A 13,501-nucleotide genomic window follows, 5' to 3' on the forward strand; every position below is an offset into this window, starting at 1 on the left:
TCCTTCCTCAGTCACCGCAGTGACGCCGATACCGCTCGGATTCGGCGTCCAGCGTCACGCGCTCGTTGACCTTGCTATAGTAGAAAGGCGCGAAGGATTGGTCCTGATCGGCGATCTGGTAAAGGCCGCACACGCCATAGCCCTTCTGAACCTCTTTCATTGCCTGCAACTCGATCTCGCTGTCGACGCCAAGTTGCTTTGAAATCAATGATTTGATGTCATCGTCGACGTGGCTATCCGAGATGGCCTGGCCCCCGAAGATAATGGCAAAAGCCGCCAGAATCGCAATGACGGGAATGTAGAGGTTATGCATGAACGATGGCTGTCTGGCTGCTGGGAGGAGACGCGATGATAGCGGATCACGCCCCGTTTCGCACAAATGCGCCCGACCGTGCCTACTGGTGAAACCGCCAATTTGCTCTAACGAATGCTATGTAATAACATTACATAATCGATCGAAAGGAGAATTCCATGAAAGCCGGTATCCATCCTGATTATCGCCAGGTCATCTTCCACGACACCAGCGTCAATCAATACTTCAAGATTGGCTCGACCATGACATCGACGGAAACCATCGAGTGGGAAGATGGCAACACTTACCCTCTCGTTCACCTCGATATCTCCTCTGCCTCTCACCCGTTCTATACCGGCAAGCAGCGCGAAGTCGGCACCGAAGGCCGCGCCGCGCAGTTCAAGCGCCGGTTCGGCAGCATCGCATCGCGCCGCCAGAGCTGAGCCGAGCCTTCCCCAACGACAACGAGCCAGCCGAGTGATCGGCTGGCTCGCTTCATGTGAATGCCACATTCACGCACGCGAAAACACCAAGGCCCGCGTTAGCGGGCCTTGGTGCTGGAAGCTCTATCGCCCTAGGGCGAAGGATCTACCGGAAGTCTTAGAGCGGCTTGATGTTAGCAGCCTGAAGACCTTTCTTGCCCTGAGTGACGTCGAAAGAAACTTCCTGACCGTCCTGCAGAGACTTGAAGCCGTCAGCCTGGATCTCGGAGAAGTGTGCGAACAGATCGTCGCCACCGTCTGCCGGAGAAATGAAGCCAAAGCCTTTAGTGTCGTTGAACCACTTAACTGTGCCAGTTGCCATGTTCCGAATTCCTTATGCGCTTAGCGCGTAATTACGATTGCCGGGTGCTACCCGAGATAGTGGGTAAAACAAGGGGATATAACCAGGCTACCGAATGATTCGAGTGCAACTGACAATATGCGACTTGCTAACCAACTGATCGCCAGTCTGCGCTCTCGTCCGGTGTTAGTCAACAGCTATGTTCATCGAAAACCAAAAAGATGCTATCGCAGCCTTTCGCCTAAGCCCGAATAAGCCCGGAGCCGGGGCGCGACGCTGAACCACAAGCGCCATACGGGCGCCGTTCGCCGCCATGGCCGGGCATCGAGAAGGCCGCAGGAGGCGATTTCAGCCAGCTGGCCGCTTCATCGCCAGCAAGCCGATGCTGAAGACGACCATCAGCGCACCACTGACACGGTTGAACCACTGCATCGCCTTGCCATTGCGCAGATAGCGGCCGATCTTGCTGCCCAGCACGGCATAGATCGCGATCGCCACGACTTCCATGACCAGAAACAGCGCACCTGTAATGATGAAGCTCAAGGCATAGTGTTCGGGCACCACGAACTGCGGCAGGAACGCAGTAAAGATCAGGATCGCCTTGGGATTGCCGGCCGCCACCAGAAATTCCTGACGCATCAACGAACGCATCGACTGGGGCTGCCCGCCTTCGATGATCGCCGACTGCGGCTTGCTCATCAGCAGCTTGAGCCCGAGCCATGCCAGGTACAGCGCCCCCGCCCACTTCACGACGATGAAAAACCACATGGAAGTCGTCAGCAACGTGCCCAGCCCGACGCCCGCGATGGCAATCATGGGAGTGAACGCAGCGATCCGCCCGGACGACGCGATGATCGCCTTCAGCGGCCCGACACGTGCCGCGTTCGTCGTCGCCAGCAGATTGTTGGGGCCGAACGCCATGTTCAGCGCGAAGCAGGCTGGCAGGAACACCAGCAGGAAATCCCACTCCATGTCGTTTCCTCGTAGGCGGTTATCGGAGGTAGATGGTCATTTGTTCGGCGTCATGTGATTGCCGGGCCGAAGCAGGATTATAATAAGCGCATAACAATATGAAAAAATTATCTTTTTTCCAAAAAGCCAAGAGAAAATATACCTATCGATATACCATAAGCGCCGCATGATTGTAGCGCTTGCCCCTCTCCTCAATGCTGCGAGACGTCCTTCTGGCAAAGTAGCACTGTTTCCGCGTTGTATTGCAACACTCACCAGTAAGCGCTCCTCTGCCCTTAGCACATTGATCATTTCAATCAATAAAACGAACTTCCGGGAGGGGGTCATTTTCAAGTTCTAATTTCAGCTTCTCCAGCTCTGGACAATAGTCAAGGAGAAATTTGGAAAGTCGGTGGATCTCTTTGCGAACAGTAGGTAATTCAGCCTTCGAAGGAACCTCCAAATTTGTTTGATCATATCGATACTCTTTGAGCACATGGGGCAAAGCGCTTGAGAGCCGGTCTAACTCTTCCCCAGTGAGCAGGTTTTTCTTGACCATCTTCTCAAGCAATTCAAGAGTAGAACTCAAGCCAGGCTGAGTTCGCTGTTCGCAAGCATGTAGTAAAAGCTCTTTAACTTCTCGCGGAAGTTCAGATTCCGTCGAAGCGTTTTCGATAAATTGATTAACAGCTACATAGGCGAAGTAAACACTATTCGGATCTCGACTGGCTATCGCCGAACGAATTTGTGCGAAGACTCTAGGACGATGGTCCGGCCATAGACGCAACACTTGAAATGCGGTTGCAGCTAGAGAAGGGATGTGTGTCATTTCTTCGAAATACCGCAGTTGCTCAGCGACTGCTTCTGGTAAATCTTCAGTAGATAGACGTGGCAAAAGACTTCGCGCCAAGACCTCACCAATTTCGTGCCCAGTCGCTTTGTCGCGCTCTGCTATTCCTGACAGGACGTAAGAGATCGAGTTTTTGTCCTCTGCAACCGGCATCCATGCTAGACATTTTGTCACACAGGAAACGAGAAGTTTTTGTGAAACATTGAGGGTAATTTTATTCAAACCAATGCGGAGGTTTGCTAATAATTCAGGCTCGACTAGACCACCCGCTACTCCACCGACAATTTTTTCAAGAAATAGTGCCTCTGCACGACTACTCCCAGGCAGTTCCAGAAAAACCCATGGTTGTAGTAGAGTATCTATTGGCCAACCATCCTTACCACAACGCGTCCATACTGCCGTATCAAGTGCATTGACCTGATCTACAGTCAATTGGTCAGCGTTATAGAGCACATGAAGCCGCCTTAGAGCGCGGCTTCGGTCAATTCCACCTCCATCTTTCACTAGAGAAATCAATAAATTTATTTGAATCACATCATTTGCAGAGAGGTTCACTCTGCGCATATCTGCATCGGAGAAATCGTCAAATATTTCAGGCCAGTAACGCTCAGCTACATCTGAATCGGGGCCCACTGAAGTTTTGAAATGCAAAGCCAGCATCATAGCTTTCTGACGATCATCGGTCCTTAAAGCTTCAACTGCACTCTCCATAACCATGCCACAGGCTGAGTAACTTGCCCACCAAAGCGCCTGAGAATCCAACAGACTCATAACCCATTCAAAGATATCCATAGCCTGTTTTGATGTTGTGCGAACTACAACTCTAGCCAAGAGCTCCAGCAGGAAAACGAGGTAGTTTTTGCTCCCAAGATTCTCCCTATATTTAGCAAGCCTATCTATACGCTTTGGAATTACAGAGACAAGATGCTGGACGAAAAAATCACTCAGACGCGCAACTTCCATGCGCGACATCATCCATTCGAGTATTTTTTTATCCGCCCCTCTATATCGAGAAAAAAAAGTTAAAATATCATTTTCATCATGTTTTTCAATTGCGCGATATGCCGCCTCCATACGAGTCGAAAATAAATTACTAGTTCCAATGGAATCAGGAGACCCAGTCGTTTCCATTAGATCAAGAAGGCCATAAAATGGGCACTCCCCATCATTTGAAATTCGTGTCGTTCTGCCCGAAAGATACCTACCGGATTTGAAAGAAAGCCGCCACTTTTCAGCATCCTTTTTGTTTCTATCAATTCTTTCAGACACCAGCCTTTCAATATATGAAATCGTATCCCAAGGATCAGCCTTGGCCAGAAAGTAGCGCATCCGAGTTTCGTCACTTTCATTTTCTGGAAATGATGCAAACTCACCTTTCAAGATCGAGTAAGAAGCTTGATAAAAAAGGTCTGCCCACCCTTCCAAAGAAATAAGCCAAGCAGATTTTGGAGAAAGCAGCAGTTTCTGGCGAATACTTAGAAGCGCCGCTTGGTAAAGCTCCGCGGCTTCTCGGTACCGACATAATATCGCTAACAACCCGGCGCGCCGCATGATCCAAATTGGTTCATTGCTCGTAAGTGCTTTCGCAGCGTCTGAAACAGCCTCATCATCCCAATCCAATAAAGCGCGCAATGCCTTTTCGTACGTATAGGAAAGAGTAGCTTCATTGCTTACAACTTTTCCCAGCCTAGCCATCCAACGCGACCATTCATCCCATTTTTGATACCGCCGCCATTCAGCTGCGATTGAGACACACAGCTCACTCTTTTCTTTTTTTGTCAAACATTGCTCCGCGGATTCATAATGGGCATCTGCCTCTTGCATGTCTTGATAGTTGAGCCAGATTCTAGCCGTTCTATGACGCCAAACACTCTCTAACGCAAATCGCAGGCGAGCCTCCGCAGACCCACTGTTTTCCTTCACGGTCACGAAGCGGCCGCGAAGTCGATGCCTTTCTGCAGATGGGCAAATAATCCAACCAGGATATCTGCTTTTCTCTTTTGCCCACTCTTCCGCCACTTCCATAAGTGACGGTCGATCTTCTTCCTTTGCTACAGATGATTGAGCAAGCCTACCTGAATTCAAGTTCCATGCATAAGGTGAAGGTGGTTTTGAAGCCAACAGTGCATCAAAGAAAAGCTTAAGCGCTTTCTCATGCTGTTCTTCGCGATGTAGATTTTTAACGAGGGGCGCGAGATCAATGGGAGTTATATTTCGCTTTTGAAGAAGCGCCCTTGAAACCGGAGACAGATTTAATACTCCAACAAGCCGAATTCGCCGAGCGGAGACGTTTAGTGTGTCGCGAACCCAGCCACTCCAAGCCAAGAAGTTCGGATCACTACCAGAAAAGCCAATCAAGCAAAGGTCATGCTCAAGCATGATTTGTTGAGCAAGATTTACAAACGGTGCAAATTGAACCGGGTAAGCACGATAATCATCTTCAGTGAATACGAAGGGCTTATGGGATGGTAACGAACCATGTAGCTTTACTATTCTAGGCTGGGCTCGGTGGGCAATGTCCTGAATGGTTCTCACACAGCTGTAAATTCTATCTGGCGTTTGAGGCTTAGTACGCTCCAGTAAAGTGTCCCAGTTGGTCGTGAGCACGTCCCGCCATGGAAGCTCCATAAACTGCTTGTGAAGTGGTCCCGGCTCCCACTGATCATCTGCAACCAGCCGGCCAATCAATTGATCTAGGCCACTGTCACCATGGAGCGTTTGGTATTCTTGAGCCAGTCTTAAATTATCCGGCTCTTCCCCTTTTCCGTAGCCTAGGGCAGCGGCCATCTCTATTCTGAAATCTCTCCAAAGCGGTGGAATCGGACTGCTCCTATCGCGGGTGCAAACACGACTGAATCCCGCCCCGACCATAACAGCGGCTTCATTCCGCCATAGAGAACTAGCAAATGCCTCAAACGACGGGAAATCAGGAAGGCCGCGAAAGCGATCCAAAATCGCAAGAGCAGAATGATTGCTCATTTTAATCCACACGTTTTAAAGAGTTACGTTTCTAGCGGTGTCATCAGCGCTGGAGCCAGCCGGATACCCTGAGACTTGCTGGGAATACCTTTCGTATCAATCTGCCACATTCCGTTTCATTTCTCTATCCAACGTTCCCCACCTTTCGTCGGGTAGGTTGCAAAATACGACATTCCGCATGATTTTTTGGGGCTACGAAACCGCCCGCGGCCCCAGCAACGGCGCGGGTTGGAGCTATATGCAACGCTGCATCAAAACCGACGCATTTAGCGCGCAGGCGGGGCGGGGAGTCGACAGCGCGCCGGTGGTGAAGGGCGCAGCCGGGGGCATCCAGCGCCCTGGAGTGGCCACAACCGCCTAACCTGTGATGTTCTTGGAACATTCCGGCTTCCTCGGGTCGACTCGGGAACCTTTCTTTCTCTATCGGCTTACGGATGGCCATGCTTGAGCGCTTCCCGCCCTCCCCCGGCTTGGCCGATAGCGTCGAGCGTAGCGGGAATGAGATAGGCGTTTGCCTGTGCGCAGATGGGGAGCCTATGGCCGTCGGGGGCTATCGAGTCGATGTCGGCCCTTCTAGAGCCAAGCGCTAGGCCAGGGCGGTCTTGCTGACCAGCACCACGCCGAAGACGATCAGCATCATCAGGACCACTTGGCGGAACGTGGCGGCGTCCATTCGCTGGCGCACGATGCCGCCGATCCTGGTGCCGGCATAGACGGGTATCAGCCCCAGCAGCGAGATCCAGATCGACTCGACCGTCATGAGCCCGAGTTTCGCCAGGCCCACCGCCATGATGACGCTCGACAGGCTGAAGGAGATGTTGATCGCCTGGATGAACCGCTTGGGATCGAGCCGGAGCGCGAGCAGGAACGGCAACACCGGCATCACTTGGGATCCGGTCATGCCATTGACCAGCCCAGTGAGAAAGCCCGAGACCGGCGCGAGCTTTCGACCCAGGGCATCCGACATCGGCCGCCCTGGGCGAAACAGCGTGAAAGCCCCGTAGCCGATCAGGACCACGCCCAGTACCGCCCCGGCAATCAGGCTGTCGATAAGATCCAGCACGGCGAGGCCCAGCAGCAAGCCGGGAATAGTAGCGAGGAACATCGGCCAGAAGCGCCGGATCGTCTCGCCGAAGAGCCCCGCCTGCCTCATGACGAGGGCATTGCTGACCAGCGAGGGAATGATGACCAGCGGCATGGCGGATTTGAGGCCCAGGCCAAGCGCGAGGATGGGCAATGCGGATGTCGAGAACCCGAGGCCCGTCGCCCCTTTGACGAAGGCGGCCACGAAATAGGCGCAGGCGATGATGACAATCGTCTCGACACTCACACGGCCACCAGACTCGAAAAGGGATCGGTGAGAGTGTGCGTCGCCCCCATCGGGCTGGCAAGGTGACGAACGGCCACCCGAAGCGCTGCTTTACCGCATCGGACGTGCAGGCTTGCTATCCTCTTCAGCAATGCCAGCCCGAAGGAAGCCCCCGTGGAATTGAAAGAGATCGTCCGAGATCAGATGAAAGAAGCCGCCGACGTGCTTTCCCGCTTCAGTCAGGATGAAGCCCAGTTGGAAGCGGTCGCTCAGGCGGCGGAGCTGTTGGCGGCACGCTTCAAAGCCGGTGGCAAGGTTCTCGCCTGCGGCAATGGCGGTTCTCACTGCGACGCCATGCATTTCGCCGAAGAGCTCACCGGGCGCTTCCGTGATAACCGCCGGGGCCTGCCCGCCATCGCCATTTCCGATCCCAGCCACCTCTCCTGCGTCGCCAATGACTTCGGCTACGAATATGTGTTCTCACGCTATGTCGAAGCCGTGGGCAGGCAAGGAGACGTGCTGTTCGGCCTTTCCACCTCGGGCAACTCCGAGACCATCGTCAAGGCTGTCGAAGCCGCCCGAGTCCAGAACATGAACGTCATACTGCTGACCGGCAAGGATGGCGGCAAATTGGCGGGTCTCGCCGACGTGGAAATTCGGGTTCCTCACTTCGGCTACGCCGACCGTATCCAGGAGATACATATCAAGGTGATTCACTCGATCATCTTGATGGTCGAGAAACTGGTAGCGTGAGTCGGGGAACCGATGACGTGCGGAATTGGCTCTATAGGCCGAGCCGCAAGGATCAGTAGCGATGCGCGGTTGAGTAAGGCGGGATATTCGAAATCAATCGAAATGGCGCCCGAAGCAGGACTCGAACCTGCAACCCACGGCTTCGAAGGCCGGTACTCTATCCAATTGAGCTATTCGGGCGCACGGCGCAGACGATAACATTACCGGGGCCGTTTATGCGAGGCCGTCGGCGCTGGGAATGCACCGGCGCTGGAAATGCGCCGGTGCCGGAAATGCGGGGCGCCAGACGGAAGAGATCGGCCCTTCATCGCCCCTACCCTGCCAGAAGCGGCCTCGCCGATGGGCGAGGCGTATCGGAAAGCGGCGATGGCAGCCGGCTTCAGGAGAAAGCGGTACCGAAGGCGCGACGTTCGAGCAGGCGCTGCATGGCGGCGTTGGGCTTCTCGATCTTGTGATAGAAGCGGCTCGCGGCGTAGCTCTCGTTGAAGGCGTCGAAGTAGTCGTCGAGCACGTTGGCGGCGGAGACGTCGCCGGTATTGCGCAGCAGCTCGGCCGCGACCTCGGCGGTACAGAGATGCGAGGCGGAGGCCGGCTTGCGCAGCCGGTAGCGCGTCAGCCGGTCCGTGTGGAGCGGCAGCACCGGCAGGTTTTCCAGGTACGGGCTCTTGCGGAAGATCCGCCGCGCCTGACGCCAGGTGCCGTCGATCAGAATGAAGACAGGAATAAAGCCATCCTGCTTGGCGACGACCACGGCACGCTCGTCGACCACGCGATGCTGATAGTCCGGCTGGTCGTCGGGGAAGACCACGAACGGCACGTAGCGTCGATCCGCCAGCAGTTCGAGCAGGCGGGCCTCCGGCGCGGTGCGATACCAGGTGAAGGTCTGGGTCTGCGGCAGCACATCGGCGATCAGGCGCCCGGTATTGGTGGGCTTGTTGTGCTCGTAGGGGTGCGTCAGCAGCCAGACTCGGGCGTCGCTCGTCGCCGTCACACGGTACGGGCAGAGGCAGTTGAGCACCGGCAGGCGGCACCCGTCGCAGCGTTCGACGAAGCTGCCCCGCGCCTTGAATTCACGGCGCGGCGGGGTCGCGTCTCCGCCGGCCATGTCGCGCCGGGCGTCAGCATTCGGAAATTCGGTCTCGCTCGGCGACCAGGCTCTGGTCGTCAGTTCGGCATCATCACGCATGGATCGGCCCTCTCCGGCCTACGAAAAAGCGGGGCGCGCGCATTCTAGCACTCCGCCCCGCTTTCCTAGCCCCGGAATTAAGACAATATCTGTAGCAATCTCAGCGGCTGATGCTTTCGCTCGTTTCCGATGTGGCGCCACGCTCAGCGATGCCGCGCTGTTTCCAGTAACCCGCCAGCACGGAGCCGGAGACGTTGTGCCAGACCGAGAACAGCGCACCCGGCAGCGCGGCGCCGGCAGTGAAGAACTGGTTGGCGAGCGTGACCGCCAGGCCGGAATTCTGCAGGCCAACTTCGAAGGCGATGGTGCGCGCGGTGCGAATATCGAAGCCCAGCGCTCGGCTCAGCCAGTAGCCGGCGGCAAGGCCGATACCGTTGTGGGCGATGACGGCGATCGCCACGATCGGCCCCAGCGTTGCCAGGTTGCCGGCGTTGAGCGCGACCACGATGGCGATGATCAGCACGATGGCAGCCATGGCGAGCGTCGCCAGTGCCGGTTCGATCTTGCGGATGCGCGCGCCCAGCAGATGATGGACGATGACACCCAGCGCGATCGGCGCGATGACCAGCTGCGCGATGCTCATCAGCATGCCGAGAACCGGCACGTCGATGCTCTGGCCGACCAGCAGCCAAGTGATGAACGGCGTGGCGACGACCGAGATCACGGTGGAAACCATGGTCATCGAGACCGACAGCGCGACGTGGCCGCCGGCAAGCCAGGTCATGACGTTGGAAGAGGTGCCGCCCGCCGTGGCGCCGACCAGGATCATCCCGGTGGTCAGCTCCGGGCTCAGCCCCAGCACGCGCGAAACCAGCAGCGCGGCGACCGGCATGATCAGAAATTGCAGGATGACACCGACGGCGATCGGCTTGGGCGCCTTGATCACGCGGGCGAAGTCTTCGCGGGTCAATGTCAGGCCCATGGCGAACATGATCACCACGAGCAGTGTCTTGATATCCCCCTTCAGCCCGACGAACAGCTGCGGCTCGAAGGCGGCGATAACGGCCAGCAAGACGGCCCAGACCGGGAACAACCGGTTGATGCGTTCAAACATGATGATGTGTCCTAGCGAGATAGTCTGGCTCGCCCAATGGCGAACCGGGGCCGCTCGAGCGGCTCTGTTGGGGTCGATCCGGAAACGGCAGCGGATCCGGCATCGACCGGGCGCGCTATTTTGCCGCAGTGCGTGCCGCGACTAAATAGGCAAAAGGAGGCAAAACGCAGAAAGCGACGCGGCGTCACAGAACATGGACGCCACGGAACATGAGCGTCACGGAACATGGACGTCACGGGAAGATCAATCGGCAAAGCCGCCCTGCTCTCGCCAGCGCGCCACCAGATCCGGCACGCCACGGCTGGCCGGTTCGGCAATCGGGCTGACGCCCGGCGGCGCCAGATCGCGGGCGTGCGGGTCGACCAGCCAGCACGGCGCCTCGAACGGCGCCTGATCCAGCAGCAAGGCAGCAGGCATCACCGCCAGCGAGGTGCCGACGACCAGCAGCGCGTCGGCCCCGGCGACGATATCGCACGCCTCGGCATAGCGCGGCACGGCTTCGCCGAACCAGACCACGTCCGGGCGCAGCTGGCTGCCCTTGTCGCACAGATCGCCCAGGGCAATCCGGCCCCCGGTCGCGGGATCGCTCAACGGGTAGCGCAGGTTGGCATCGACCGAGGAGCGCGCCAGCAGGATCTCGCCATGCAGATGCAGCACGTGACGCGAGCCGGCGCGTTCGTGCAGGTCGTCGATGTTCTGGGTGACCACGCTGACCCGAAACCCGGCAGCCTCGAGTTCGGCCAGCGCCAGATGCGCGGCGTTAGGCCGTGCCCGGCGGGTCTGCTCGCGGCGCTCGTCGTAGAAGCGCAGCACGGTTTCGGGGTCGCGCGCCCAGGCTTCCGGGGTGGCGACATCCTCGAGGCGGTGGTTTTCCCACAGGCCATCGCCATCGCGAAAGGTCTTGAGGCCGCTTTCGGCGCTGATGCCAGCGCCGGTCAGCACGACCAGATGCGGGGAACGGGTATCACTCATGGCGACAGGCTTCCTGATGTTCGCTGCTTCACTGTTTCCGAGGCTAGCATGCGTCGGACATCCGGGCACTCGGTCAGCCCCTTGAGATCGCCTTCGCCAGCCCCGACAATAGCGCCCTGTTCGTTTACCCAGGCCAGTGCCATGACCGTGCCGCTCACCCCAACCGAGCGCCTTGGGCCGCTGCCGGTGATCTACCGCGATGCGCGCCTGATCGCCGTCGCCAAGCCGCCCGGCATGCTGGTGCATCGCACGGCACTGGCCCGCGGGGAAACCCGGTTCGTGATGCAGACGTTGCGCGATCAGATCGGCCAGCATGTCTTTCCGGTACATCGCCTGGATCGCCCCACCGGCGGCGTGCTGCTGTTCGCGCTGGACAGCGACGCCGCCGCCGCGCTGACGCGGGCGTTCACCGAGCATCAAGTGAGCAAGCGCTATCTGGCCGTGGTTCGCGGCTGGGGGCCGGAGACGATCAGCGTCGATGCGCCCCTGCGCGAGGAAGATGGCATCCGGCCCAAGGCGGAGATGCCCGCACACCCGGCGCTGACTCACTTCCGGCGGCTGGCGACGGTGGAGATTCCGGTGGCGATCGATCGCTATCCGCAGTCGCGCTATTCGCTGATGGAAGCACGGCCGGAGACGGGCCGGCGCCATCAGATCCGGCGTCATCTGGCGCGCTGCGGCCATCCGATCATCGGTGATGCCAAGCACGGCAAGGGCGTTCACAATCGCTACTTCCGCGATCATCTGGACTGCCCGCACCTGCTGCTGTCGGCGGTGGCGCTGGAATTTCGCCACCCGTTCGAGGGCCGCCAGCTAAGACTGGAAGCGGCGTCCGACGATCACTTTTCCGCCCTGCTGGCCCGGTTCGGCTGGCAGGCGCATCTGACGCAGAATGGCGCCCACTGGATGACGCCCGCCACGAGCGCGGCCCGGGCCGAATCCGAATCGGTCGACGCTATTCCTTGACCGAAAACCGGTGATCGAAAATCGGTGATCGAAACTCCATGAGCGAGGATTCCATGATCCACGACAGCTCTCCCGGCGCTGGCAGCGTTGACGCCGGCAGCGACGACTACGATTTCCGCTTTGGCGGTATCCGGCGTCTCTACGGCGCCCGGGCGGCCAATGCGTTCCGCCGCGCGCACGTCGTGGTGATCGGCGTGGGCGGCGTCGGCAGCTGGAGCGCCGAGGCGCTGGCGCGCTCCGGGATCGGCAAGCTGACCCTGATCGACCTGGACGATGTCTGCGTTTCCAACGTCAACCGTCAGCTTCACGCGCTGGACGGCCAGATCGGCAAGCCCAAGGTCGAGGTGCTGGCCGAACGCTGCCGCGCGATCTGGCCGGGGATCGAGATTCATGCCGACGCCGCTTTCATCACCCCGACCAATCTGGCCGAGCGGATTCCGGCCGATGCCGATCACGTAATCGATGCCATCGACCACGTCGGCGCCAAGGCGGCGCTGATTCACTACGGCAACCGGCGCAAGCTGCCGATCACGGTGACCGGCGGTGCCGGCGGCCAGAGCGACCCGACCCGCGTGCGCGTGGCCGATCTCAGCCGCACCGAGCACGATCCGCTGCTGGCCAAGGTGCGCTCGAAGCTGCGCCGGGATCACGGCTTCTCGCGCAATCCCAAACGCCGCTTCGGCGTCGAGTGCGTCTACTCCGACGAGCAACTGGTCTACCCCGGCGACGATGGCGAGGTCTGCCTGCAGAAGCCGGCACCGGGCCAGGCCACGCGGCTCGACTGCGCTGCCGGTTTCGGTGCGGTGAGCGTGGTCACCGGCACCTTCGGTTTCGTCGCGGCCGGCCGTGTGCTGACCCGGCTCGCCGATAAAGCCAGACGCGCGGCAGACGAGGCACGGACATCGGCTGCCGTCTCGGCAACGACGTCAAAGGCATCGAACACAGCGACGACGACCTCAACGACGTCAACGCCAACGCCAACGCCAACAACATCAACGACAGCGCCGGCCGCTACCCGGGAGACCTCCTCATGAGTGAACAGCACAAGCCCGTGCCGGGCATCTATCGCCACTACAAGGGCCAGCTCTACGAGGTGCTGGACGTGGCCCAGCACAGCGAAACCGAGGAGTGGCTGGTGGTCTACCGGGCGCTCTACGGCGACTATGGCCTGTGGGTGCGCCCGCTCGCCATGTTCTGCGAGCAGGTCAGCGTCAGCGATGAGCCGGTGGCCCGGTTTGCCCTGGAAAAGGCGTTCCGCTGAACGTCGTCTGCAAGATTACCGTTTCCTGCAAGAAAGATTTTACGGCTGATCGATTAACCGTATTCCCGTACAATTCGCTGCTTTCCAAACGACGGTCCGATAACCCCCTACCAAGGACCGGCGAACCATTTCCCACGGGAGGAAG

Annotated in this window: 13 protein-coding genes and 1 tRNA gene; 5 read left to right on the top strand and 9 right to left on the bottom strand. The window is 58.3% G+C overall.

The genetic code is table 11. The features are described from left to right. Positions 1–7: 7 nt before the first annotated feature. Positions 8–313 (bottom strand): hypothetical protein, encoded by a 306-nt coding sequence (locus BC443_RS00860; protein WP_071229945.1) that lies wholly within the window; start codon positions 311–313, stop codon positions 8–10. A gap of 158 nt (positions 314–471) precedes the next feature. Here BC443_RS00860 and BC443_RS00865 point away from each other — a divergent pair, with 158 nt between their 5' ends. Then, positions 472–735: a type B 50S ribosomal protein L31 gene (locus BC443_RS00865; protein ID WP_071229946.1), complete on the top strand. Its 264-nt coding sequence runs from the start codon at positions 472–474 to the stop codon at positions 733–735. A gap of 157 nt (positions 736–892) precedes the next feature. Here the strand turns inward: BC443_RS00865 and BC443_RS00870 are convergent, their stop codons facing one another. From BC443_RS00870 to BC443_RS00885, 4 genes are all read right to left on the bottom strand, one after another. Then, positions 893–1,096 carry a cold-shock protein gene (locus BC443_RS00870; protein WP_071229947.1) on the bottom strand — a complete coding sequence of 68 codons (204 nt, stop codon included), beginning with the start codon at positions 1,094–1,096 and terminating at the stop codon, positions 893–895. A gap of 327 nt (positions 1,097–1,423) precedes the next feature. Further along, positions 1,424–2,047 carry a LysE family translocator gene (locus BC443_RS00875; RefSeq protein WP_071229948.1) on the bottom strand — a complete coding sequence of 208 codons (624 nt, stop codon included), beginning with the start codon at positions 2,045–2,047 and terminating at the stop codon, positions 1,424–1,426. Positions 2,048–2,339: 292 nt separating this feature from the next. After that, complete coding sequence (locus BC443_RS18065) at positions 2,340–5,855, bottom strand: SIR2 family protein (protein ID WP_083387133.1); 3,516 nt, start codon at positions 5,853–5,855, stop codon at positions 2,340–2,342. 586 nt (positions 5,856–6,441) lie between these two features. Then, positions 6,442–7,185: a sulfite exporter TauE/SafE family protein gene (locus BC443_RS00885; RefSeq protein WP_071229950.1), complete on the bottom strand. Its 744-nt coding sequence runs from the start codon at positions 7,183–7,185 to the stop codon at positions 6,442–6,444. Positions 7,186–7,338: 153 nt separating this feature from the next. On the opposite strand from BC443_RS00885, the gene lpcA reads away from it, so the two are divergent. Then, positions 7,339–7,917: a D-sedoheptulose 7-phosphate isomerase gene (gene lpcA, locus BC443_RS00890; RefSeq protein WP_083387134.1), complete on the top strand. Its 579-nt coding sequence runs from the start codon at positions 7,339–7,341 to the stop codon at positions 7,915–7,917. A gap of 103 nt (positions 7,918–8,020) precedes the next feature. Here the strand turns inward: lpcA and BC443_RS00895 are convergent. From BC443_RS00895 to BC443_RS00910, 4 genes are all read right to left on the bottom strand, one after another. Next, positions 8,021–8,097, bottom strand: a tRNA-Arg gene (locus tag BC443_RS00895). 199 nt (positions 8,098–8,296) lie between these two features. Beyond that, complete coding sequence (locus BC443_RS00900; RefSeq protein ID WP_071230010.1) at positions 8,297–9,022, bottom strand: DTW domain-containing protein; 726 nt, start codon at positions 9,020–9,022, stop codon at positions 8,297–8,299. Between the two features lie 181 nt (positions 9,023–9,203). Next, positions 9,204–10,163 carry a bile acid:sodium symporter family protein gene (locus BC443_RS00905; RefSeq protein WP_139284219.1) on the bottom strand — a complete coding sequence of 320 codons (960 nt, stop codon included), beginning with the start codon at positions 10,161–10,163 and terminating at the stop codon, positions 9,204–9,206. A 237-nt stretch (positions 10,164–10,400) separates the two neighbouring features. Continuing rightward, entirely contained in the window at positions 10,401–11,129 is a 729-nt protein-coding gene (locus BC443_RS00910) for an NAD-dependent deacylase (RefSeq protein ID WP_071229952.1), read from the bottom strand. Positions 11,130–11,270: 141 nt separating this feature from the next. On the opposite strand from BC443_RS00910, the gene BC443_RS00915 reads away from it, so the two are divergent. From BC443_RS00915 to BC443_RS00925, 3 genes are read left to right on the top strand one after another with little or no spacing between them, the layout of a single operon-like run. Continuing rightward, positions 11,271–12,095, top strand: a complete 825-nt coding sequence (locus BC443_RS00915) for a pseudouridine synthase (RefSeq protein WP_071229953.1) — start codon at positions 11,271–11,273, stop codon at positions 12,093–12,095. 53 nt (positions 12,096–12,148) lie between these two features. Next, complete coding sequence (tcdA, locus tag BC443_RS00920; RefSeq protein WP_083387142.1) at positions 12,149–13,129, top strand: tRNA cyclic N6-threonylcarbamoyladenosine(37) synthase TcdA; 981 nt, start codon at positions 12,149–12,151, stop codon at positions 13,127–13,129. After that, positions 13,126–13,356, top strand: a complete 231-nt coding sequence (locus BC443_RS00925; protein ID WP_071229954.1) for a DUF1653 domain-containing protein — start codon at positions 13,126–13,128, stop codon at positions 13,354–13,356. Before tcdA ends, BC443_RS00925 begins: the two co-directional genes overlap by 4 nt. Positions 13,357–13,501 lie beyond the last annotated feature (145 nt).

This window comes from Salinicola sp. MIT1003, from assembly GCF_001858555.1.
In the GTDB taxonomy this organism is placed as follows: Bacteria; Pseudomonadota; Gammaproteobacteria; order Pseudomonadales; family Halomonadaceae; genus Salinicola; species Salinicola salarius.